Genomic DNA, 20,990 nt, shown 5'->3' with positions numbered 1-20,990 from the left:
CCCAAATCTACGCAGCAGCGACCTCACCGTCGCGCTCGGGGTCGCTGCCCGGGCCGGAGGCGGCCTTGAGGAAGGTCGCCGTCCCCCGCGTGAGGTCGTGACCGATGGTGACCGCCTCGATCTCGAGCGCCACGACCTCCACCCCGCTCTTGTTGACGTAGGTCCGGTGGTCGAGCCGGCCGTGCACGACCACGGGGTCGCCCTGACGCAGCGATGGCTGGCCGTTGCTGGCGAGGCGGCGCCACGCGCTGACGCCGTACCACTGCGTCTCGCTGTCGACCCAGGCCCCGCTCGTACGGTTGAAGTGGCGCGGGGTGCAGCCCAGCCGGAAGTGGAGGACGGGCACGCCCGCGACCTCCCGCAGCATCGGCGTCGTGCCGATCCAGCCCTGCACGGTGACCATCGTCTGGTTCATCGGACGTCCCTTCGTCGGTGCCGGCCGCGGGAGCGACCGGTCGACGAGGAGTCCACGCCATCGGTCCGACGCGAGGCCGTGGCGCCGCGGGAGGCTGTGGACACCGGCGGTGGAGAACTGCCGCTGTGGACAAGCGACGGCGCTTCGGGGGGGCTCTGTGGCACAAGCGACTGGGTCTCGCGACGCGTCGCGGCCTCGCTTGCTTCGCTGCGCGAGTCCGCCGACGCTCCTCGACCTTCGGCCGCTGACCGCGCCTTCGTTCCTCAGGCGCGGGCGGCCTCCACGCCTCGCCGGAAGGCGGCGTAGGACGCCAGCTCGGCGCCGATCGGGCCGACGACGTTGGTCTCGAGGACCTGGTGGACCACGCCGCGCAGGCGCTCGTCGGCCTGCTCGGCGCGCTGGCGGGCCAGCCCGCGGACCAGCATCCGACCGACGAGCGCGAGCAGCAGCCCGAGCACGAGACCACCGACTCCGAGCACCGCCGGGAGCGGGAGACCCGCGACCTCGGGGAGGTCGCCGGTCGTGCCCCGGACGGCGGCGACGCCCCACCAGGCGAGCCCGCCGACCGTGGCGAGCAGGAGCAGCCAGTGCAGCACCCGGACCAGGGTCACCCAGGCGGGCAGCCGGCGGCCGAGGTCGACGCCCTGCAGGCCCGTCTCGAGCTGGTCGCCGGTGGCGGCCAGGCGGGCGGTGACGGCGTCACGCACCTTCGGCGCCCAGGCGGGACCGATGCCGTCGGAGGCCTCGTCGGCCAACGCGCGGATGGTGGTGTCGACGGTGGCCCGGTCGAGCGGGGCGACCGTGGGCTCACCGCCCGGGGTCTCGTCGTCACCGCGGCCCAGCAGCGCGAACGGCGGCCAGGTGACCGCGCCGCGCGCCTGTTCGCCGACGGTGCGCTCGATGCCCTCGACGACCGCGGAGACACCGGCCGCGTCGGCGACCCGGTCCTCGGCCTCCTCGACCCGTCGGCCGGGGAGCTCGCGGGCGGGCGTCGTACCACCGGCCTGCTCGAGGCGGGCCGCGGCGGCCGTGATGTCGGCCTCGACACGCAAGGTGGTGCTGCGCTTGTCGTTGACGCGCCGCAGGATCTCGGCACGGAGCTCGGCCATGCCGATGCCCTCGCGCGCCGAGATCGGCAGCACCTGGACGTCGGGCAGGCCGTCCTCGGCGAGCAGCCGCTTCACGTCGTCGACCATCGCCTGGCGGCGCTCCACCGGCACGGTGTCGATGTGGTTGAGCGCGACCAGCATGACGTCCTGGTGGGTGCCCATCGGCTTGAAGTAGCGGTCGTGCACCGCGGCGTCGGCGTACTTCTGCGGGTCGAGGATCCAGACCATCAGGTCGGCGACGGCGATCAGCCGGTCGACCTCGAGGTGGTGGGCCACCTCGGTGGAGTCGTGGTCGGGCAGGTCGAGCAGGACGACGCCGTCGAGCTCGGACTCCGAAGGGGTGTCGAGCATCGAGTCGCGCATGGTCTGGTGGCGCGGCGGGACGCCGAGCCACTCGAGCAGCTCACCGGCGCCCTGGCTCCCCCAGACCACCGCGGTGGCCCACGAGGTCGTGGGGCGGCGGATGCCCACCGAGGACAGCTCGAGGCCGGTCAGGGCGTTGTAGGTCGAGGACTTGCCGGATCCGGTCGCGCCCGCGATGGCGACGACGGTGTGACGGGCCGAGAGGCGCAGTCGGCCGGTGGACTTCTCGACCGCCGCCGCGATGTCGTCGAGCAGGGCGTCGGCCACCCGGCCGCGGGCCGCCTCGACGGCGGCGCCGAGACCTTCGACGCGTGTCGCGATCGGTGTCCCGCGGGTCGCCAGGTCGCCCGGGATGCTGTCGGTTCCTTCGGTCAGCGGTGACGTCACAGGTGTCCACCCGTCCCCTTCTTCGCCGCGGCGAACCGCAGGTCGTCCACTCGTCGCGCGGCCTGCCGGAGCTGGTCGGGCGCGTCCGGCTTGAGCTCCCACTTCGCAGCGGGTGCGAGGTACCGGGCGCGCTCGCCGCTCATCAGCGTGGTGAGCCGGCGGACCAGGCTGCCGCGGGCCTGGTCGACCACGCGGGCGGTGCCGGCGTCGCCGAGCGTGCTCTCCAGCAGGGTCTGGCCCAGCCGGACCGACTCGGCCGCCGCGCCGTGCGCGTCGGGGCCGGCCAGCGCCACGACACCGAGGGTGGCCGCGAGGCCGCGCGCGCCCAGGGCGAGGAACCGCGCGCTGTGGCGCGCATCGCCTGCCTCGTGCTTGACCAGCTCCTGGAGCTCGTCGTGCCAGGCCCGGATCTCCTGCTCGGACTGCGAGCGCAGCCCTCGCCCGGCCCGGGCGAGGTCGTCGGTCGTGGACTTCAGCAGCGCCTCGCCGTAGGACCGCTCGCGCCAGGCGGCGGCGGCGGTCGCGGCCGCCCGCTCGGCGTGGTCGGCGACGAGGGCCTCGAGGGCCATCTCGATCGCGACACCGACGCGCTCGGCCTGCTGTGGCTTGCCCTTGATCGCGTTGACCAGGCGCTCCCGCACGAAACCGACCTTCGCCTCGAGGGTGCGGGTCAGCTCGCCGCTGCCGACGAACTCCTGCCAGCGGGCGAGCAGGTCGCCGCGCAGGAGCGTGCCGTCACCGCCCGCGGAGAGCAGCGCCGCCTGCGCCTCGTCGTAGACCCGGTCGGCGAGGGTGAGCAGCTCGGCCATGGCCTCGACCTGGAGGGAGACGGCGTCGGCGATCGGGAACGCCTTGCGGGTCACGGTGCGCACCGCACCGGCGACGGTCTGGCTGACGACGTCGCGCTTGGCCGCGGCGTCGGAGGCCAGCGCCGCGAGCCAGCCGTTGATCTCGGTGCCGTACGACGCCGGCAGCAGCCCGTCCTCGCTGACCTCGCCCTGCGGTACGGCGAACAGCGGGCTGTCCTTCAGCCCGCGGGCCGCCATCATCCGGGCGAGGTGGACCGAGACGGTCGCGACGTCGTCGGCCGGCGTCCGGCTGAGGACCAGGGCGACGGCGGTGTTGCGCTCCACGGCGTTCTTCAGGTGGTCCCACGGGACCTGGTCGGAGTAGCGCGCCGCGGAGGTGACGAACAGCCACAGGTCCGCGGCGGCGAGGAGCTGCGCGGCCAGCTCGCGGTTGCGCTCGTCGACGGAGTCGACGTCGGGGGCGTCGAGGATCGCGAGGCCCCGCGGCACGGCGGTGCTGGGCACCAGCTGGATCGCGAACTGGTCGTTGGTGGCCTGGCTGACCCGCGCCAGCTCCGGCAGCAGCCGGTCGGCACCGAACCAGCGTCCGTCGTCGGGGTGGTGGACCAGGACGGGCGATCGGGTGGTGGGCCGTAGCAGGCCGGGGGTGGTGACCCGGCTGCCGACGAGCGTGTTGACGAGGGTGGACTTGCCGGCACCGGTCGAGCCGCCCACCACGACGAGCAGCGGCGCGTCGATCTCGGTGAGCCGCGGGATGATGTAGTCCTCGAGCTGCTCGATGACGTGCTCGCGTCCGACGCGCAGCGCGTCGACGCCGGGCAGGTCGAGCGGCAGCGGCGCGTTGAGGAGGGATCCGTGCAGGCGGACCACCTCGGTGAGCATCCTGCTCCCGAGGAAGGTGTCGCTGAGATCGGCGCCGAGGGTCATCGCTGGGGTACCACCTGTCCGGGGAATGCGATCCTTGGTCGGGCCGTCTGGATCCGACCGAGGAAGTCCTGTCCGCGCACCTGCCAGTCGGCCGGCGCGGTGCCCCGCAACAGCCGGTGGTGCAAGAAGCCGAGCTCGATCGCGGCCTGCTGGTAGTCGCGCATGGCCTGCTCGGCCACGGCCCCGCCCGCCTGCCGGGCGTGGCGTCGGGCGTGGCGGCGGGCCCGCAGGTCGACCACCCACCCGATGTCGGTGGCCGGCAGCAGCCCGCGCTGGGCGGCGTCCGTGAGCGCCACCCGCAGCACGTGGGCCTCGGTCTCGCGGGCCCACCACGCCAGCGCGATCATGCCGACGAAGGCGGGCGCCATGATCACGACGTAGACGACCGCGAAGCCGCCGAAGCCGAACACGGTCGATCCGTTCCACGTGGCATGGGCGAGGACGGCGAGCAGGTAGCCGCCGACCGGGGCCAGCCAGCGCACCGCGGGGCGCCGCGACGCGACGGCGAGCCCGATGCCGATGCCGGTGAACGCGGTGAACAGCGGGTGCGCGAACGGGCTGAAGATGCACCGGACCACGAAGGTGCCGGTGACCGCCTCGAAACCGCCGGGCCCCATCCCGTCGGTGCCGTTCCAGGCGGAGGCCAGGTAGAGGATGTTCTCGGTGAAGGCGAAGCCGACGCCGACCATGCCGGCGTACACGATCCCGTCGAGGATGCCGTCGACCTCCGCGCGGCGCCACCACAGCAGCAGCACGAGGAAGAGACCCTTGCTGGCCTCCTCGGTCACGGGCGCGACGACCGCCAGCGAGGACGTGTCGCCGACGCCGACGAACAGTCCGCCGAGGCCCTGGACGACGATGGCGGCCATGGTCGCCACGAAGGCGCCCCAGGCGAGTCCGGCGGCGAGCAGCGCGCGGGGCTCGGGCTCGTAGCGATCGAGCCACAGGTACGCCGCCAGGACGGGCCCGACGGGCAGTGCCGCGAGGGCGGTCGCGAGCAGGGTGATGCCCGGGGCACCTGACAGCGCGAGCACCAGCAGGGTGAGCAGCGCGCCGAGCACCACCGCCACGGTCACGACGACCGTGAAGGCAAGGCTGTTGCGGCGGGCGGCGGACATGGGGGAACCCTATCCGGAGCGGCCGCTGCGCCCCCGATCGCGGTTGGGGTGAGCGAGCGTACATTGAGTGGTGTGAGTGCGGAGACCCCCAAGGACACCCCCCAGAACGCCCCCAAGACCGAGCAGCACGACCCGGCCGTCCCGGATGCCTACGCCGCCTTCATGCGGACCGGCTGGGACGACCGCGACGACGACGTCGCCCGGCACCCGGTCGCCGACCTGGCCGCCGTACGCCGTGCCCGCTTGGCCGAGGCCTTCCCTGGTGAGCGCCTGGTCCTCCCCGGCGGTGGCTACAAGGTGCGGGCCTACGACACCGACTACCGCTTCCGGGCCGACACCGCGCACGCCTACTACTCCGGCAACCACACCTCCGACGCCGTGCTGGTCGTCGAGCCCGACGGCACGTCGGTGCTCTACGCCCGGCCTCGCTCCGGCCGTGACACCGACGAGTTCTTCCGCGACCGGCAGTACGGCGCCCTGTGGGCCGGCAAGCGACCCTCGGCCGGCGAGCTGGAGGCCGCGCTCGGCGTCACCGTCAAGCACGTCGACCAGCTCGAGGCCGACCTGGCGAAGGGGGCGAAGACCCGCGTGCACCGCGGAGTCTCGGCGGCGGTCGACGGCCTGGTCGCCGGCGACGACGCCCGCGACGCCGAGCTGGCGCGGGTGGCCTCCGAGATGCGCCTGGTCAAGGACTCCTGGGAGGTCGCCGAGCTGCAGGCCGCCGTCGACGCCACCACGCTGGGCTTCGAGGACTGCGTGCGCGAGTGGGACCGCGTGGTCGAGCACGGCGAGCGGTGGCTCGAGGGCACCTTCTTCCGCCGCGCGCGCACGATGGGCAACGACCTCGGCTACGACTCGATCGTCGCCGGCGGCCCGCACGCCACGACCCTGCACTGGATCGAGAACTCCGGACCGATCGTCCCCGGCCAGCTGGTGCTGTGCGACATGGGCGTCGAGGGCGCCAACCTCTACACCGCCGACGTCACCCGGACCCTCCCGGTGACCGGCACCTTCTCGCCGCTGCAGCGCGACCTCTACACCCTGGTCCTGCGCGCGCAGGAGGCCGCGATGGCGGCGCTGCGCCCCGGGGAGCGCTTCCTCGCCGGTCACGACGCCGCGATGCAGGTGCTCGCCCACGGGCTCGACGACCTCGGCCTGCTGCCCGTCAGCGTCGACGAGGCCCTCTCCCCCGACTCGCGGGTCTACGCCCGCTGGACCCTCCACGGCGTGAGCCACATGCTCGGCATGGACGTCCACGACTGCGGCCAGGCCGCTCCCGAGGCCTACCGCGAGGCGGAGCTGGTCGAGGGCATGGTGCTCACGGTCGAGCCGGGGCTCTACTTCCAGGCCGACGACCTGCTGGTCCCCGAGGAGCTGCGCGGCATCGGCATCCGGATCGAGGACGACGTCGTGGTCACGGCCGACGGCATCGAGAACCTGTCCGCCGCGCTCCCCCGCACGCCGGACGCCATCGAGGAGTGGATGGCCACGTTGCGCGGCTGATGTGATGTCGGTCACGCTAGGTTGCTCTCCTCAGGACGCGAACAGGAGAGAGCGATGGCGGACAAGACGATCGTGACCGGGGTGGACGGCAGCGAGACCGCGAGCACGGCCGCCGAGCGGGCGGCCGTGCTCGCCCGCGCACTGGGTGCGCGGCTGCACGTGGTGTCCGCCTACGGGAAGCTCGAGCAGGAGACCGTGAAGATCGGCAGCGACACGATGTTCCTCAGCTCGGAGAAGGATGCCGAGGACGTCGCCGCGAAGGTCGCCGCGGCGCTGCGTGCGGCACACCCGGACGTCGAGATCACCAGCGGTGCGGCCGAGGGCAAGCCCGGCGAGGCGCTGGTCGCCACCGCCGAGGCGCTCGGGGCCGAGCTGATCGTGGTCGGCAACAAGCGCGTCCAGGGCATCGCCGGGCGGGTGCTCGGCAGCATCGCGCGCGACGTCGCGGTGCATGCCTCGTGCGACGTCTACATCGCGCACACGCATCAGAAGTAGCGCACCGGCCGACCCCGGGGGGGCCTGCGACTTCCAAGTAACCCCCGGACGGGACGAGACTGGGTCCGTGCCCTCCAAGACCGCCACTGCCTCGTCGTACTCCATCACGATGCGCCTGCACACCACCGTCGACCACGGTGTCGTGGGCGAGGTCGCCACAGCGATCGCCGATGCCGGCGGGATGGTGACCGCGATCGACGTCGCGGACTCCAGCGCGCACCGGCTCACCGTCGACGTCACCTGCTCGGCCGCCGACGCCGAGCACGCCGCCGAGCTCCAGGCCGCGGTCGCCGCGGTCAAGGGCGTCGAGGTCCACAAGGTCTCCGACCGGACCTTCCTCATCCACCTCGGCGGCAAGATCGAGGTCACCTCGAAGGTGCCGCTCAAGACCCGTGACGACATGTCGCTGGCCTACACCCCGGGGGTGGGCCGGGTGTCGATGGCGATCTACGAGAACCCCGAGGACGTCCGCCGCCTGACCATCAAGGGCAATGCCGTCGCGGTCGTCACCGACGGCTCGGCCGTGCTCGGACTCGGCAACCTCGGGCCCGGCGCCGCGCTGCCGGTGATGGAGGGCAAGGCCGCGCTGTTCAAGCGGTTCGGCGAGATCGACGCCTGGCCGATCTGCCTCGACACCCAGGACACCGACGAGATCGTGCGCGCGGTCGAGCTGATCGCACCCGGCTTCGGCGGCATCAACCTCGAGGACATCGCGGCTCCGCGCTGCTTCGAGATCGAGGCTCGCCTGCGCGAGCGGCTCGACATCCCCGTCTTCCACGACGACCAGCACGGCACCGCCATCGTCGTCCTGGCCGCGCTCACCAACGCCCTGCGCGTGGTGAAGAAGGAGATCGGCACCGCGCGGGTGGTCGTCTCCGGCGGCGGCGCGGCCGGCACCGCCATCGTCAAGCTGCTGATCGCGGCCGGCGTCCAGGACGTGGTGGTCGTCGACCGGGCCGGCGCGCTGGTCGCGGGCGACCCCACCCTCTCGCAGGCCCACCAGGAGCTGGCCGGGCTGACGAACCGCGCGAAGCGGGCCGGTGGCCTGCAGGACGTGCTCGTCGGCGCCGACGTGTTCATCGGCGTCAGCGCCCCCGGCGTCCTCAAGCCCGAGTGGATCCAGACCATGGCCACCGACCCGGTCGTGTTCGCCCTGGCGAACCCCGACCCCGAGGTCGACCCGGCCGCGGCCGCCCGCTTCGCGGCCGTCGTGGCCTCGGGCCGCTCGGACTTCCCCAACCAGATCAACAACGTGCTCGCATTCCCCGGCGTCTTCCGGGGCCTTCTCGACGCCCGGGCCTCGGAGGTGACGATGGAGATGATGCTGCGCGCCGCGGCGGCCATCGCCCACGTCGTCCGCGACGAGGAGCTGAACGCGTCCTTCATCATGCCCTCGGTGTTCCACCCCGAGGTGCACCACGCGGTCGCGGCCGCGATCGCCGGGCACTGAGGCCCGGCGACCCCTCAGCGCACCCGCACGACGGCGGGTCGGTCCACCCCGTGGGCCGGCCCGCCGTCGTCCTTCTCCAGCTCGGCGGCGGTGGAGACCACCAGGCCACCCAGCAGGAAGCCGACCACGCCGGCGGCGAGGGTGTTGACGTTCATGCGTGGTGCTCCGATCCGTGAGCGTGGTGGTCGGCGTGCGCGCCGTGGTGGAGGGCGTGGCCCCTGCCCCGGTCGATGAGGTACCGGTTGACCGGGAACGCGGCCAGGAAGGCCGCCGACAGGGCGACGATCATGCCGAGCCAGAACACCGGGTCGACGAGGCCGGCGTCCATGGCGCCGGGGATCGCCGCCATCACCGCGTTGTCGACGATCTCCATCACGATGATCGAGACCGTGTCGGCAGCCAGGACCAGCTTGAGCGCCGTGCCGAGGCTCATGCCCGCGCCCACCAGCGGCAGCGACGACAGCGCGTAGCCGAACCCGAACGCCAGCCCGATGGCCAGCGCCATGGTCTGCACGTTGGACAGGCCGAGCGCCGTACCGATCATCAGGCCGGCGATCTCGCCGATCGCGCAGCCGGTCAGGCAGTGCAGCGTCGCGCTGGCGGCGACAGTGTTGCGCGGATTCATCGGACGTCCTCCTCGAGTGGTGTCACGAGACGAAATTATACCCCCCTGGGGTATCTGGCAACCGGCGCGCGACGATCCCCCCTGCGGGCGATACCCTGACCCCGGGCCTCCGTAGCTCAACTGGATAGAGCCGCCGGTTTCTACCCGGCTGGTTGCGGGTTCGACTCCTGCCGGGGGCGCCACCCACCCAGTTGGGTGGGTGTGGGTTACCCCTGGCTCCCCCTCACCCACCCAACTCCCGTGCTCGATGGCGCGCGCGGGCACTGCCGCCCGCCCGGGTTGCACAGCGCGTAGCCCGTCGCGGCCCGGGTACCGCCCGGAGATGCCGACCTCCGTGATCACCACCGCAGCCGACCTCGCCGGACGCGCGCTGGCGAGGATGACGCGCGGCGTCGCCGCGCTCCGCTCACCGGCCGCGAAGCCGCTCCACCCCGACGGCGAGATGTACGCCGGCCGCCTGGTCCGGCCCGGATCGGACGAGTCCGTCGGGGTGCCGTGGATCGACGAGGCCGGCGAGGACGCGGTGAGCGTGCGGCTGTCCCGGGCGATCGGGCTGCCGGGACCGCTTCCCGACGTCCAGGGCCTCGCCCTGCGGTTGCGCCCGGGGCCGGCCGGGCCCAGCGACCTGCTGCTCGCCAGCACCGGCTGGGACCCGGTCACCCGTCACCTCCTGGTGCCCGCGTGGAACACGCGCCGGCCGCTGACCTCGCTGCTCCCCTACCGCAGCCCGGCCGGCCCCCTGCTGGTCGGCGCGCGACCGGTCGACGTCCGCGGCTACGAGCTGTGCTGGGCGCTCGTCGGCCGGGAATGGCACCACCTGGGCGACCTCACGCTGGACGGCGCGCTGCCGGCCGGGGAAGAGATCTCGTTCGACCCGGTGCTCAACCCGCTGCCGGGCCTCGAGCAGTACCCCTGGGTCGAGCGGTTGCGCGAGCAGTCCTACGCCACCGCCCGCCGGCTGCGGCGCGCCTCCCGCGGCTGACCCGGCCCCCGCCGTACAAAGGTGGCGGCCCCGCGGGAGGTATGAGCCCCGTGGGGCTCGTTCATGCTCCGGCGGCGTACGACGCGATCTCGGCGCGGATCCGTTCCTTCACCTCGTCCGGGGCGAACGAGGCGTCCACGCCGGTGCGAGCCATCTCGGCCAGGCCGGACTCGTCGAGCCCGAGCAGGTCGGCGGCGATCTCGTACTCGCGGTTGAGGGTCGTGCCGAACATCGGCGGGTCGTCGGAGTTGATGGTGACGACCACGCCGGCCTCCACGAACTGCGGCAGCGGGTGCTCGGCGAGCGAGGCGACCGCACGGGTGGCGACGTTGGACGACGGGCACACCTCGAGCGGGATCCGGTGCTCGGCGAGGTGCGCGAGCAGCGCCGGGTCCTGCGCGGCCGACGTCCCGTGCCCGATCCGCTCGGCGCCGAGGTCGCGCAGCGAGGTCCAGATGGTCTCCGGGCCGGTGGTCTCCCCGGCGTGCGGGACCGAGCGCAGGCCCGCCGCGCGGGCGGCGGCGAAGTGGGGGACGAACCAGTCGCGGGGAACCCCGATCTCCGGCCCGCCGAGCCCGAAGCCCACCAGCCCCTCGGGTCGGTGGTCGAGCGCGAACCCCAGGGTCGCGTCGGCTGCCGGGACGCCGGCCTCCCCCGGGACGTCGTAGATCCAGCGCAGCACCAGGCCGAAGTCGCGCTCGGCGGCGGTCCTCGCGTCCTCGATCGCCTCGGTGTAGGCCTCGATCGGCATGCCGCGGTCGGGCTCGTCCGGCAGCACCGAGGTGTACGGCGTGCAGGTGAGCTCGGCGTACCGGACGGACTGCCCCTCGTGGAGCTCGCGGGCGATCTCGTAGGTGAGGTACCGGACGTCCTCGGGCGTGCGGACCAGGTCGACGACCGCGAGGTAGACCTCGATGAAGTGGGCGAAGTCGCGGAAGGCGAAGAAGTCGCGCAGCAGGGCCGGGTCGGACGGGACCGTGCCCGGGTGGCGCTCGGCCAGCTCGGCGACGATCCGCGGGGACGCGGAGCCGACGTGGTGGACGTGGAGCTCGGCCTTCGGCAGGCCGGCGACGAAGCTGCTCAGCACGGGACGAGCCTGCCAGCCGGCGGGGCGCCGGTCACTCGAGCTCGGCCATCAGGTTGTCGGCCATGTCCTGGATGGTGCGCCCGTCCTGGAAGACCTTGCCGTCGAGCAGGATCGTCGGGGTGCTCTTGACGCCGCTGTCGGCGGCCTCCTGGGTGGCCTTGTCGACCCAGGCCTGCTGCGCGAGGCCCTCGATGTCGGCACGCACGTCGCCCTCGGTGGCCCCGGCCTCGACGGCGAGCTTCACGAGGTCGTCATCGGTCATCGAGCCGGGGTCCTGCTCGGAGGGCTGGTTCTCGTAGAGCAGGTCGTGGAACTTCTTGGCCACGTCCGGACCGGACTTCTCCAGCACCACCGCGAAGGCGTTCGTGGCACGGATCGGGTAGTCGGCGATGCTGCTCAGCAGGTCGAACGGGCGGTACTCCACGAACACCTTGCCGTCGGCGGCGAGCCGCGCGAGGTCCTTGCGCGTGGCGCGCTCGAGCTGGCCGCAGTAGGGGCACAGGAAGTCCTCGTAGATCACCACCGAGTGCGGGGCGTCCGACTCGCCGATGGTCACGCCGTACTCGCTCGAACCGGCGCCGGCGGCCTTGACGTCCTCCTTGTTGAGCAGGCTGACACCGATCGAACCGCCGACGATGAGCACCATCACGCCGAGCACGCCGGCGATGGTCAGGATCCGGCGACGGGCCTCCCGCTTGTTCTGGGCGGCCCGCATCTCGGCGGCCTTCTGCGCCCGCGCACTGGCCTTCGAGTTCGACGACATCAGGTCATGGCTCCTTCGGTGGCAGCCCGCTCGGCGGGCCGGGTTGCGAACAGCAGGGAATCCAGGGACAGCCGGGTCCGCCGCAGGGACGCGACGAGCAGGGACGCGGCCAGCAGGGCGGTGTCACGGGCGATCTCCCAGGGGTACGCCGACGCGGCGCCCGCCTTGGTCCCGCCGCCGCCGAAGCAGCCGCAGTCGATCTCGATCCCGCGCGCCCACACCGAGGAGATGCCGACGATGAACGCCGCGAACAGCACCGCCGACATCACGGCCGCGCCGCGGGTGAAGACGCCCAGCACCAGCGCCAGGCCGACGACCAGCTCGGTCGCGGGCAGCGCGATGCCGACGACCTCGGCGACCGAGGAGGGCAGCAGCTGGTAGGCGCGCACCGCGTTGATGCTCGCGTCGGGCTGGGTGATCTTCAGCCCGCCGGCGACGATCCAGACGATGCCGGTCACCAGCCGGGCGGCCAGGCCGACCCAGGCGAGCAGCGGTCGTCCGGTCTCCCTCATGCCCGCGAGGTTAGCCGGGTCCGCTGAGCGCCACCTGAGAACACCCCGACATCGGGCGTACGGCGTAGTGTCCTCCCTCGTGAACGAACGACTCGTGTGGATCGACTGCGAGATGACCGGGCTCGACCTCGGGGCCGACGCGCTCATCGAGGTCGCGGCGCTGGTAACGGACTTCGACCTCAACGTGCTCGGCGAGGGCGTCGACGTCATCATCAAGCCGCCGGCGGAGGCGCTGGACCAGATGATCGAGTTCGTCCGCAACATGCACGAGACCTCGGGCCTGCTCGCCGAGCTCGAGAACGGCGTGACCCTGCGCGAGGCCGAGGAGCAGGTGATGACCTACCTGCGTGAGCAGTGCGGTCCCGACAGCCGCCCGCCGCTCGCCGGCAACTCGGTCGCGACCGACCGCGGCTTCGTGGCGCGCGACATGGCCGAGCTGGACGCGTTCTTGCACTACCGGATCGTCGACGTCTCCTCGGTCAAGGAGCTGTCGAAGCGCTGGTTCCCGCGCGCCTACTTCAACGCGCCGGTCAAGCGCGGCAACCACCGCGCCCTGGCCGACATCCAGGAGAGCATCGAGGAGCTGCGCTACTACCGCGACACCGTGTTCGTGCCCCTCCCGGGCCCGGACTCCGGAGCCGCGAAGGAGGCCGCCGCGCGGCACGGCGGCTCGCTCACCGGCCTGGGGTCCCCGGATTCGGATACCGATTCCTGATTCGGGACCGCTTGCCTCTACACTCGTCCACGGCTCGCAAGAGTCGATGGTGGGTATAGCTCAGCTGGTAGAGCGCTGCGTTGTGGTCGCAGATGTCGCGGGTTCGAGTCCCGTTACTCACCCCAACCGATCTCAGCCGGACCCCACAGGGTCCGGCTGAGGCGCTTTTCACCGCCCCTGGACGCGGCGAGGAACGAGCGGCGTCCCGGACCAGGCGGAGAGATCGAGTAGCGCCGCGACCGAGGGACGAGGTCGCGACGCGGATCGACACGCCCGCGCCCGGGGCTCAGCCTCTCGACGGACTCGGATTCTCTGACTAAGGTCAGAGAATGATCGTCGAGGTGCTGCGCGGCTTCAACCGGACCTACACCCAGCGCATCGGCGCGCTCGACGACTCCTTCCTCGGCACCGGTCGACCGCTTGCCGTGTCGCGCCTGCTCCTCGAGATCGGCCGCGCGGAGGGGGCGAGCGTGCGCGAGCTGCGCGACCGGCTCGACCTCGACTCAGGGCACCTGTCGCGGATGCTGCGCCGCCTGGAGGGCGAGGGCCTCGTCGCGACCGAGCCGGACGCGGCCGACCGTCGGCGCCGGGTGGCGCGGCTGACACCCGCCGGCGCGGCGGCGTACGACGACCTCGAGCGCCGCTCCGAGGAGCGAGCCGTCGCGCTGGTCGAGCCCCTCACCCCGCGCCAGCAGGAGCGACTGGCCGAGGCCTTGCGCACCGCCGACCTGCTGGTCCGCGCGGCGACGGTCCGGCTCACCGAGGTGCGCAGCGACCACCCGATGGCCCGGGAGGCGACGCGGCGCTACGTCGCCGAGCTGGCCGCCCGCTTCCCCGACGGCTTCGACCCGGGCGGCCCCGACGCGCCCGAGGCCGGATCGACCTTCGTCGTCGCGACCTCGGACGGCGAGCCGGTCGCCTACGGCGGGATCCGCCCGGTGCTGGACGACGAGACGGCCGAGATCAAGCGGATGTGGGTGGACGCCGAGTGGCGCGGGGCGGGCCTGGGCGCCCGGATGCTGCGCCATCTCGAGACGCTCGCCGCCGCGCAGGGCCATCGCCGGGTCGTGCTCGACACCAACCGCGCTCTGCACGAGGCAATCGCGATGTACGAGCGCGCCGGCTACGAGCGGGTCGAGCGCTACAACGACAACCCGTACGCCGAGGCCTTCTTCGCCAAGACGCTGTGACCGCGCCGGTCAGCCGCCGATGGGCAGCCCGAAGCGTCCCTTCTGGAAGTCCTCGTAGGCGGCCATCACCTCGGACTTGGTGTTCATCACGAACGGCCCGGCCCATGCGATCGGCTCACGGATGGGCCGGCCGCCGACGACGATGACATCGAGCTTCGGCGACCGGCTCTCCTGCCGGCCGTCGGCGGTGATGGTCAGGTAGTCACCGGCGCCGAGAACGGCGGTCTGGCCGGTGCGCAGCGCGCTCGGCTCGGTGGCACCGACGGCGCCGGAGCCGTTGAGGACGTAGACGAGCGCGTTGTAGTCCACCTGCCAGGGCAGGTCGAGCCGCGCGCCGGGCTCCACGGTGGCGTGGACCAGTGTCATCGGGCTGTAGGTCGAGCCCGGGCCGGCGTGCCCGTCGACCTCGCCCGCGATCACGCGGACCAGCGCGCCGGCGTCGTCGCTGGCGAGCAGGGCGACCTCGCCGGAGCGGATGTCCTGGTAGCGCGGGTCGTTCATCTTGTCGGCCTTGGGCAGGTTGACCCACAGCTGGATGCCGTGGAACAGGCCGCCCGCCTGGACCAGCCATTCCGGCGGCGTCTCGATGTGCAGCAGCCCGCTGCCGGCGGTCATCCACTGGGTGTCACCGTTGGTGATGCTGCCGCCACCGCCGTGGCTGTCCTGGTGGTCGAAGACCCCGTCGATGATGTAGGTGACGGTCTCGAAGCCGCGGTGCGGGTGCCACGGCGTGCCCTTGGGCTCGCCGGGCGCGTACTCCACCTCGCCCATCTGGTCCATCATGATGAAGGGGTCGAGGTGCGCCATGTCGATGCCGGCGAACGCGCGCCGCACCGGGAAGCCCTCCCCCTCGTAGCCCTGCGGCGCGGTGCTCACCTGCCACACCGGGCGGGGCTGGTCCCCGAGTCCGGGCGCGCTGAGGCGCGGCAGGACGGTCAGGTCGTCGACGGTGATGGCGGGCATCGCATCCACCTCCAGGTGGCTTGTCGGATTGGTTGCCATGTCAACCATAACGCACGGCGGAACATTCCGGCACCCCTAGAGTGCGGCCCATGACCCGGGGGAAGTACGACGTCGTCGTCGTGGGCGCCGGCCACAACGGCCTGACCGCTGCGGCCTACCTGGCCCGCGCCGGGTTCTCGGTGCTGGTCCTCGAGCGGCTCGGCCACGTCGGCGGGGCGGCGATCTCGGCGCAGGCCTTCCCGGGCTTCCCGACCCGGCTGTCCCGCTACTCCTACCTGGTCTCGCTGCTGCCCGACCAGGTCGTCGCCGACCTCGACCTCGGCCTCGACCTCGTGAGCCGGCCCACGGCGTCGTACTCCCCGACGGTGCGCGACGGGCGCGCGACCGGACTGCTCGTCGAACGGACGGAGGGCGACGCGACGCGGGCGTCGTTCCGCGAGCTGACCGGCAGCGACGACGAGTACGACGCCTGGCGGGCGTTCTACGACGGCGTGGCCGAGCTGGCGCAGGCCGTCGCCCCGACCCTGACGCAGCCGCTCGGCACCGCTGCCGCGATCCGCGCGCAGGTCGACCCGCAGGTCTGGCGCGATGTCGTCGAGCAGCCGATCGGCGTGGCGATCGGGCGCCGGTTCCGCGACGACCTGGTGCGCGGCGTCGTCGGCACCGACGCCCTGATCGGGACCTTCGCGTCCCTGCACGACCGCTCGCTGGCGCAGAACCGCTGCTTCCTCTACCACCTGATCGGCAACGGGACCGGCGAGTGGCGGGTGCCGGTCGGCGGGATGGGCGCGGTGACCGACGCCCTCGCGAAGGCCGCCGTCGACGCGGGCGCCGAGATCGTCACCGGCGCCGGGGTGAGCGCGATCCGGCCCCAGGACGGCGGGGCCGCGCCGGTGGAGGTGCGGTGGCACGACGGCTCCTCGGAGCACGCGGTCGAGGCGTCGTACGTCCTGGCGAACGTGGCGCCGTGGGTGCTGCGGATCCTGCTCGGCGACGACGAGGACCCCACCACCAAGCCGGAGGGCGCCCAGCTGAAGGTGAACCTCCTGCTGTCACGGCTTCCCCGCCTGCGCTCCGGCATCGATCCGGAGGTCGCGTTCGCGGGCACCTTGCACCTCGCCGAGACCGCCGCGGACCTCGAGGTCGCCTGGGCGGCCGCACAGCGCGGCGAGCTGCCCGACCCACTGCCCGGCGAGGTCTACTGCCACTCGCTGACCGACCCCTCGATCCTCGGGGACGTGCCGCCGGGCACCCACACCCTGACCTACTTCGGTCTGCACACGCCCGCGCGCCTGTTCGCGAAGGACCCCGAGGGCCGGCGCGCCGAGGCACTGCGACTGGCGATCGCCTCGCTCGACGCGGTGCTCGAGGAGCCGATCGACGAGGTCGTGCTGCGCAACCCCGACGGCTCCCCCTGCATCGAGGCGAAGATCCCGCAGGACATCGAGGCCGACCTCGCGATGCCGGGTGGGCACATCTTCCACGGCGACCTCGAGTGGCCCTGGGCGCCCGCCCACGCCCGGCTCGAGACGCCGGGCGAGCGGTGGGGCGTGCAGACCGAGCACCCCGCCGTCCTCCTGTGCGGGTCGGGCGCCCGTCGCGGCGGCGCGGTCTCCGGCCTCGGCGGCCAGAACGCCGCCCAGGCCGTGCTCGAGTCCGTCGCCGGCTGAGGCTTCGTCGACCTGCCCCTTCCTCACCGGTGACCTGCCGCGTCCTCACCGTTGAGTCGACCGGGTTCCACGAGACCTCCACCGCAGCGAGCTCCCGCTCCCCGAACGCGACCCGACCATCCTCGCGGGTGGCTGCGCCGCCTGAGTGCTGCGAGCGGGCGGCCGTCTGCCGTCCCGATTTCGTGTGCCGAGAAGTACGCTGGTAATGTTCCATCTCGCGTTGAGACGCGGAGCGCCATTAGCTCAATTGGCAGAGCAGCTGACTCTTAATCAGCGGGTTCGGGGTTCGAGTCCCTGATGGCGTACAGAACAGAGGCCCTCTCCTTCGGGAGGGGGCCTCTGGCCGTTTTCCGGCGAGGGCTCACTACGATTCCGGACGTGGAGACCACCCAGCGCGCCCTCCTGCTGCCCGGTGTCGAGCTGGTCGAGGAGATCGGCCGCGGCGGGTTCGCCAAGGTGTGGCGGGGACGGCAGCTGGCGGTCGGGCGCGACGTCGCCGTGAAGATCGACGACCGGGTCCTCGACGACGACGCCAACCGGCGGCGGTTCGTGCGCGAGGCCACGGCTGTCAGCCGGATCAGCGGGCACCCCCACGTGGTCTCGCTGATCGACGTCGGCGTGACCCGGGACAACCGGCCCTACCTCGTGATGGAGCTGTGCAGCAACGGCAGCCTGGCGTCGTACCTCGCGCGGCACGGGCCGCTCGGCGCCGACGAGGCGGTCGAGGTCGGGCTCGCCGTCACCAGCGCGCTGGCCGCCGCGCACGAGGCGGGGATCCTGCACCGCGACATCAAGCCCGGCAACATCCTCATCGACGCCTGGGGAACGCCACGGCTCTCCGACTTCGGCCTCGCCGCGCTCCCCCAGCCCGGACAGGACCCGTCGGTGACGCTCGAGGCGCTGACACCGGCGTACGCGTCGCCGGAGGCGTTCTCCTTCTCACCGCCGACCCCACAGTCCGACGTGTTCTCCATGGGCGCGACCCTGCACGCGATGATCAGCGGCGCCTCGCCCCGCCGCTCGGCCGACGGCGGTCCGGTGCCGATCGACCAGCTCCTCGCCAGCCTGCACGCCGAGCTCCCCGATCCCGGCGTGCCCGGCAGCGAGGCCCTGATGCGGGTCATCCGCTCCGCCACGGCGTACGACGCCACGCGGCGCTACCCCACCGCCCGCGAGCTGCACGACGCGCTGCGCGCGATCCGGCCTGCCGGGGCGTCGGTCGGTGGGGTGGTCGTCGGCGGTCCGGAGGCGAGCTTCACGCAGCTCCGCCCGCTGCCGGCCCCGGCTCCGCGTCCTGCTGCTGGGCGGCGCCGCTGGCCGTTCGCGGTGGCCGCTGCGCTGGTCGGCCTCGGACTCGGCGGGCTCGGCGGCTTCCTGCTCGCCCCGGACCCTGCTCCTGCCACGCCAGAGGACGCGCAGCCCCGCGCCGGGGCGACGGGGGCGGCGGCCGACCCGCTGGCCGGTGCCCCCGACCTCGGCGCCTGCTACAGCGGCGTGCAGCAGCTCGGCCAGGCGCTGAGCGCCACGAAGGGCAGCTGCGCCGACGACAACTGGTTCACCTTCGCGGTCGGCCAGCTCGACGACACGACCACCGACGTGACGACCGACGCCGTCGAGGCCGACGCCGCGGCGCAGAGCACCTGCACCGCCGAGACCCTGCGCGGCTACGACGCGGACACCGGCGGCACCCGACCGAAGGGCGAGTACGACGTGTTCGTGCTGCCGCCGAGCAGCACGGCCTTCCTGCAGGGCCAGCGCTGGTTCGCCTGCCTGGCGCGGCTGACGAGCTCCTAGTCGGCGGCGACAGGCGGGTCAGCGGTTCCGGGCCCAGCGCACCGAGCTCACGAACCGGTCGGTCACGTGCCCGTCGGCGCCGGCGCGAAGGGCCTTGTCGAAGTCGCCCCAGTCCTCGAACGTCGAGGAGCGTCCGAAGACGCGCATCCCGGCAGCGTGGTAGCGGTCCACCAGGCCGGCCGTCATGTCCTTCACGTCGACCGAAACCCCGGTACCGCCTCGCGCACGTGTGGTCCCCGGGGACGGGACGGGACGCGCGGGGCTCACGATCAGCACCCGGTCGACCCGCGGCAGCCGAGCCGCCATCGCCCGCAGCAGCCTGCCGTGGCGGGGGTACTGGGAGTTCAGCTCCATGAACCGGACGCGGTCCTCGTAGCCGACGGCCGCGATGGTCTCGGCCACGCGGTCGTACGCCCCCCTCCCCCAGCGGGGAGATTCCTTCAGCTCCAGCATCAAGGGCACGCCGAGCCTGCTCGCCAGGGCGACGTAGTCGGGCAGAGCCGGGACCTGGGAGCCGTCGCGAAGCCGGCAGTGGGCGTGGATCCACGACAACGTGCGCGTCGAGGCTCGACCGTGACAGGAGGTCGTCCTCGCGAGGCTGTCGTCGTGCAGCATCACGATCCGGCGGTCGGCCGTCGGCCGGAGGTCCACCTCGACCCGGTCCACGCCCCTCGACGCCGCGTAGCGCAGCGCGCCGTAGGAGTTCTCGGCGTGCCCCGATCCGTGCGCACCGCCGCGATGCGCGACGATCTCGTAGGAGCCGCCCGTGCGTGCTGTCGGCATCGCGGAGCCGGGCACGGCCCACACCACTCCCACCAGCACGACCACGGCGCCCACGACACCGATGTACCACCACCGCGACATGCATCCCTCCCCCTGCGGCTGCACCGCACAGCGCTCCTGGGGAGGACGGGCGCATGCCCGTGGTCCTTACGACGTCCGCCGGGCTCTCTCCGCGGCACGTCGGGCCGGCACCCCGGCTGGACCGCCGCGGACCGGGTATCGCAGGAGGAAGGAGAAAGGACGACAGGAGGGTCCATGCTCGAGGAGTGCGCCGACATCGCCGAGGCGCTCGCCGAAGCCGCCACGGCGATCAACAGTCCCCGCTCGCTCGACGACACGCTCGACGCGATCGTCCGTGCCGCCCAGGACACGGTGCCGGGCTTCGAACATGTCGGCATCACCGTCGCGCACGCCCAGGGCGAGGTGGAGACCCGCGCCGGCACCGGTGAGCTGGTCTGGGAGCTCGACCAGCTGCAGTACGAGCTCGGCGAGGGTCCGTGCTTCGAGGCGATGGCGGACGACGCCGTGCTCCTGTTGGAGGACGCCCGGACCGAGTCCCGCTGGCCGACGTACCTGACCAAGGCGCGCGAGCGGGGCCTGCGCTCCCAGATGGGCCTGCGCCTCTACGCCGAGGGCCGCACGCTCGGTGGGCTCAACTTCTACTCGACGCGCACCTACGGCGCCCACGCGGACGCCGTCCAGCTCGCCGAGCTCTTCGCGACCCACGCCGCGATCGCGCTCGGCAAGGCCCGGCAGGCACACCAGCTCAACGAGTCGGTGGCCTCGCGGCAGGCGATCGGCACGGCTGTGGGGATCATCATGGAGCGCTACCGGATCACCGAGCAGCGAGCCTTCCAGTTCCTGGTCCGCGCGAGCAGCACCAGCAACGTGAAGCTGCGGGTGATCGCCCAGGATGTCGTCGACAGCACGAACGAGCAGATGACGGCGCCCGGCGCGCCCTGAGGCGGCTCGCCGTACCCGGCACGGGCACTCAGGCGGGCGACGGCTGGACGAGGTCGGCCATCACCCAGCGGGTGTCGACCCGACCGTCGACCTCCAAGGTGACCAGCGCGCGCATGCGCGTGCCGTCCCACTTCAGCAGCAGAGCGGGGTGGACAAGGTCGTCGATGATGACGTGGACAGACTCGGACAAGGCGGGTCCTTCGGCGATCGGGATCGGTCGATCCCCCTCGCAACCCGCGTCCTGAGCTGCGCCCCCAGTCTAGGGGCTCCCGCCAAGGCTCCCGCCGCTGGACATGCTCCGGACGCCCCGGCCCCCGCATCGCACAGCCGGGGCGGCTCGCCCGGACGTGACGGGGTACCGCCGGGA

The 20,990-nt window shown here is 72.8% G+C and carries 21 protein-coding genes and 3 tRNA genes; 12 read left to right on the top strand and 12 right to left on the bottom strand.

Translation table 11 applies throughout. From position 1 onward, the window contains the following. Positions 1 to 7: 7 nt before the first annotated feature. From KU893_RS19215 to KU893_RS19200, 4 genes are all read right to left on the bottom strand, one after another. The gene (locus tag KU893_RS19215) at positions 8 to 415 is read right to left on the bottom strand and encodes a single-stranded DNA-binding protein (protein WP_218236001.1); all 408 of its coding nucleotides are present in this window, start codon (positions 413 to 415) and stop codon (positions 8 to 10) included. 263 nt (positions 416 to 678) lie between these two features. Then, complete coding sequence (locus KU893_RS19210; protein ID WP_257441547.1) at positions 679 to 2,274, bottom strand: GTPase; 1,596 nt, start codon at positions 2,272 to 2,274, stop codon at positions 679 to 681. Continuing rightward, entirely contained in the window at positions 2,271 to 4,010 is a 1,740-nt protein-coding gene (locus KU893_RS19205) for a dynamin family protein (protein WP_218236000.1), read from the bottom strand. The genes KU893_RS19210 and KU893_RS19205 overlap by 4 nt, the downstream gene beginning before the upstream one ends. Further along, positions 4,007 to 5,128: a PrsW family intramembrane metalloprotease gene (locus KU893_RS19200; protein ID WP_218235999.1), complete on the bottom strand. Its 1,122-nt coding sequence runs from the start codon at positions 5,126 to 5,128 to the stop codon at positions 4,007 to 4,009. The genes KU893_RS19205 and KU893_RS19200 overlap by 4 nt, the downstream gene beginning before the upstream one ends. A gap of 72 nt (positions 5,129 to 5,200) precedes the next feature. On the opposite strand from KU893_RS19200, the gene KU893_RS19195 reads away from it, so the two are divergent. The 3 genes from KU893_RS19195 (at position 5,201) to KU893_RS19185 (ending at position 8,576) form a co-directional block, all read left to right on the top strand. Next, positions 5,201 to 6,631, top strand: a complete 1,431-nt coding sequence (locus KU893_RS19195) for an aminopeptidase P family protein (protein ID WP_257441546.1) — start codon at positions 5,201 to 5,203, stop codon at positions 6,629 to 6,631. A gap of 54 nt (positions 6,632 to 6,685) precedes the next feature. Continuing rightward, positions 6,686 to 7,126, top strand: a complete 441-nt coding sequence (locus KU893_RS19190) for a universal stress protein (RefSeq protein WP_218235998.1) — start codon at positions 6,686 to 6,688, stop codon at positions 7,124 to 7,126. Positions 7,127 to 7,235: 109 nt separating this feature from the next. After that, positions 7,236 to 8,576, top strand: coding sequence for an NAD-dependent malic enzyme (locus tag KU893_RS19185; RefSeq protein WP_218236035.1), 1,341 nt, complete (start codon positions 7,236 to 7,238; stop codon positions 8,574 to 8,576). Between the two features lie 14 nt (positions 8,577 to 8,590). On the opposite strand, the gene KU893_RS19180 is transcribed toward KU893_RS19185, so the two are convergent. Both KU893_RS19180 and KU893_RS19175 read right to left on the bottom strand, forming a co-directional pair. Next, positions 8,591 to 8,731 carry a hypothetical protein gene (locus tag KU893_RS19180; protein WP_218235997.1) on the bottom strand — a complete coding sequence of 47 codons (141 nt, stop codon included), beginning with the start codon at positions 8,729 to 8,731 and terminating at the stop codon, positions 8,591 to 8,593. Further along, positions 8,728 to 9,201: a DUF4396 domain-containing protein gene (locus tag KU893_RS19175; RefSeq protein WP_218235996.1), complete on the bottom strand. Its 474-nt coding sequence runs from the start codon at positions 9,199 to 9,201 to the stop codon at positions 8,728 to 8,730. Before KU893_RS19175 ends, KU893_RS19180 begins: the two co-directional genes overlap by 4 nt. Before the next feature lie 105 nt (positions 9,202 to 9,306). Here KU893_RS19175 and KU893_RS19170 point away from each other — a divergent pair. Both KU893_RS19170 and KU893_RS19165 read left to right on the top strand, forming a co-directional pair. Beyond that, positions 9,307 to 9,383 (top strand) — tRNA-Arg (locus KU893_RS19170). Between the two features lie 140 nt (positions 9,384 to 9,523). Then, positions 9,524 to 10,183, top strand: coding sequence for a hypothetical protein (locus tag KU893_RS19165; protein ID WP_218235995.1), 660 nt, complete (start codon positions 9,524 to 9,526; stop codon positions 10,181 to 10,183). A 61-nt stretch (positions 10,184 to 10,244) separates the two neighbouring features. Here KU893_RS19165 and KU893_RS19160 read toward each other — a convergent pair whose 3' ends face one another. The 3 genes from KU893_RS19160 to KU893_RS19150 are packed head-to-tail and all read right to left on the bottom strand — an operon-like array spanning position 10,245 to position 12,545. Next, on the bottom strand, positions 10,245 to 11,270 hold the full coding sequence (locus KU893_RS19160) for an adenosine deaminase (RefSeq protein ID WP_257441545.1): 1,026 nt from the start codon (positions 11,268 to 11,270) through the stop codon (positions 10,245 to 10,247). A gap of 31 nt (positions 11,271 to 11,301) precedes the next feature. Further along, positions 11,302 to 12,033 carry a DsbA family protein gene (locus tag KU893_RS19155; RefSeq protein WP_218235994.1) on the bottom strand — a complete coding sequence of 244 codons (732 nt, stop codon included), beginning with the start codon at positions 12,031 to 12,033 and terminating at the stop codon, positions 11,302 to 11,304. Then, positions 12,033 to 12,545, bottom strand: a complete 513-nt coding sequence (locus KU893_RS19150; protein ID WP_218235993.1) for a MauE/DoxX family redox-associated membrane protein — start codon at positions 12,543 to 12,545, stop codon at positions 12,033 to 12,035. Before KU893_RS19150 ends, KU893_RS19155 begins: the two co-directional genes overlap by 1 nt. 79 nt (positions 12,546 to 12,624) lie before the next feature. On the opposite strand from KU893_RS19150, the gene orn reads away from it, so the two are divergent. The 3 genes from orn (at position 12,625) to KU893_RS19135 (ending at position 14,450) form a co-directional block, all read left to right on the top strand. Beyond that, positions 12,625 to 13,260 (top strand): oligoribonuclease, encoded by a 636-nt coding sequence (gene orn / locus KU893_RS19145; RefSeq protein ID WP_218235992.1) that lies wholly within the window; start codon positions 12,625 to 12,627, stop codon positions 13,258 to 13,260. 49 nt (positions 13,261 to 13,309) lie between these two features. Further along, positions 13,310 to 13,385, top strand: a tRNA-His gene (locus tag KU893_RS19140). 204 nt (positions 13,386 to 13,589) lie between these two features. Then, positions 13,590 to 14,450 (top strand): bifunctional helix-turn-helix transcriptional regulator/GNAT family N-acetyltransferase, encoded by an 861-nt coding sequence (locus KU893_RS19135; RefSeq protein ID WP_218235991.1) that lies wholly within the window; start codon positions 13,590 to 13,592, stop codon positions 14,448 to 14,450. A gap of 9 nt (positions 14,451 to 14,459) precedes the next feature. On the opposite strand, the gene KU893_RS19130 is transcribed toward KU893_RS19135, so the two are convergent. Continuing rightward, entirely contained in the window at positions 14,460 to 15,413 is a 954-nt protein-coding gene (locus KU893_RS19130; protein WP_218235990.1) for a pirin family protein, read from the bottom strand. An 89-nt stretch (positions 15,414 to 15,502) separates the two neighbouring features. Here KU893_RS19130 and KU893_RS19125 point away from each other — a divergent pair, with 89 nt between their 5' ends. From KU893_RS19125 to KU893_RS19115, 3 genes are all read left to right on the top strand, one after another. Beyond that, the gene (locus KU893_RS19125; protein ID WP_218235989.1) at positions 15,503 to 17,083 is read left to right on the top strand and encodes a phytoene desaturase family protein; all 1,581 of its coding nucleotides are present in this window, start codon (positions 15,503 to 15,505) and stop codon (positions 17,081 to 17,083) included. A gap of 232 nt (positions 17,084 to 17,315) precedes the next feature. Beyond that, a tRNA-Lys gene (locus KU893_RS19120) sits at positions 17,316 to 17,388 on the top strand. Between the two features lie 73 nt (positions 17,389 to 17,461). Continuing rightward, positions 17,462 to 18,877, top strand: a complete 1,416-nt coding sequence (locus tag KU893_RS19115; protein WP_218235988.1) for a serine/threonine-protein kinase — start codon at positions 17,462 to 17,464, stop codon at positions 18,875 to 18,877. A gap of 18 nt (positions 18,878 to 18,895) precedes the next feature. On the opposite strand, the gene KU893_RS19110 is transcribed toward KU893_RS19115, so the two are convergent. Continuing rightward, positions 18,896 to 19,741, bottom strand: coding sequence for a glycerophosphodiester phosphodiesterase (locus KU893_RS19110; RefSeq protein WP_218235987.1), 846 nt, complete (start codon positions 19,739 to 19,741; stop codon positions 18,896 to 18,898). 174 nt (positions 19,742 to 19,915) lie between these two features. On the opposite strand from KU893_RS19110, the gene KU893_RS19105 reads away from it, so the two are divergent. Continuing rightward, the gene (locus KU893_RS19105) at positions 19,916 to 20,623 is read left to right on the top strand and encodes a GAF and ANTAR domain-containing protein (protein ID WP_218235986.1); all 708 of its coding nucleotides are present in this window, start codon (positions 19,916 to 19,918) and stop codon (positions 20,621 to 20,623) included. Between the two features lie 28 nt (positions 20,624 to 20,651). Here the strand turns inward: KU893_RS19105 and KU893_RS19100 are convergent, their stop codons facing one another. After that, positions 20,652 to 20,813 (bottom strand): hypothetical protein, encoded by a 162-nt coding sequence (locus tag KU893_RS19100; RefSeq protein ID WP_218235985.1) that lies wholly within the window; start codon positions 20,811 to 20,813, stop codon positions 20,652 to 20,654. Between the last annotated feature and the right edge of the window lie 177 nt (positions 20,814 to 20,990).

This window comes from Nocardioides daeguensis (assembly GCF_019192965.1).
GTDB lineage: Bacteria > Actinomycetota > Actinomycetes > Propionibacteriales > Nocardioidaceae > Nocardioides > Nocardioides daeguensis.
The sequence above is the reverse complement of the archived record's forward strand: the minus strand, read 5'-3'. Positions and strand labels throughout refer to the sequence as shown.

Coding starts and splice junctions, on each gene's coding strand:
- KU893_RS19125 (WP_218235989.1), top strand. CDS start 15,503: ATGACCCGGGGGAAGTACGACGTCGTCGTCGTGGGCGCCGGCCACAAC.
- KU893_RS19185 (WP_218236035.1), top strand. CDS start 7,236: ATGCGCCTGCACACCACCGTCGACCACGGTGTCGTGGGCGAGGTCGCC.
- KU893_RS19155 (WP_218235994.1), bottom strand. CDS start 12,033: ATGTCGTCGAACTCGAAGGCCAGTGCGCGGGCGCAGAAGGCCGCCGAG.
- KU893_RS19200 (WP_218235999.1), bottom strand. CDS start 5,128: ATGTCCGCCGCCCGCCGCAACAGCCTTGCCTTCACGGTCGTCGTGACC.
- KU893_RS19190 (WP_218235998.1), top strand. CDS start 6,686: ATGGCGGACAAGACGATCGTGACCGGGGTGGACGGCAGCGAGACCGCG.
- KU893_RS19180 (WP_218235997.1), bottom strand. CDS start 8,731: ATGAACGTCAACACCCTCGCCGCCGGCGTGGTCGGCTTCCTGCTGGGT.
- KU893_RS19135 (WP_218235991.1), top strand. CDS start 13,590: ATGATCGTCGAGGTGCTGCGCGGCTTCAACCGGACCTACACCCAGCGC.
- KU893_RS19105 (WP_218235986.1), top strand. CDS start 19,916: ATGCTCGAGGAGTGCGCCGACATCGCCGAGGCGCTCGCCGAAGCCGCC.
- KU893_RS19205 (WP_218236000.1), bottom strand. CDS start 4,010: ATGACCCTCGGCGCCGATCTCAGCGACACCTTCCTCGGGAGCAGGATG.
- KU893_RS19215 (WP_218236001.1), bottom strand. CDS start 415: ATGAACCAGACGATGGTCACCGTGCAGGGCTGGATCGGCACGACGCCG.
- KU893_RS19165 (WP_218235995.1), top strand. CDS start 9,524: ATGCCGACCTCCGTGATCACCACCGCAGCCGACCTCGCCGGACGCGCG.
- KU893_RS19150 (WP_218235993.1), bottom strand. CDS start 12,545: ATGAGGGAGACCGGACGACCGCTGCTCGCCTGGGTCGGCCTGGCCGCC.
- KU893_RS19130 (WP_218235990.1), bottom strand. CDS start 15,413: ATGCCCGCCATCACCGTCGACGACCTGACCGTCCTGCCGCGCCTCAGC.
- KU893_RS19110 (WP_218235987.1), bottom strand. CDS start 19,741: ATGTCGCGGTGGTGGTACATCGGTGTCGTGGGCGCCGTGGTCGTGCTG.
- KU893_RS19175 (WP_218235996.1), bottom strand. CDS start 9,201: ATGAATCCGCGCAACACTGTCGCCGCCAGCGCGACGCTGCACTGCCTG.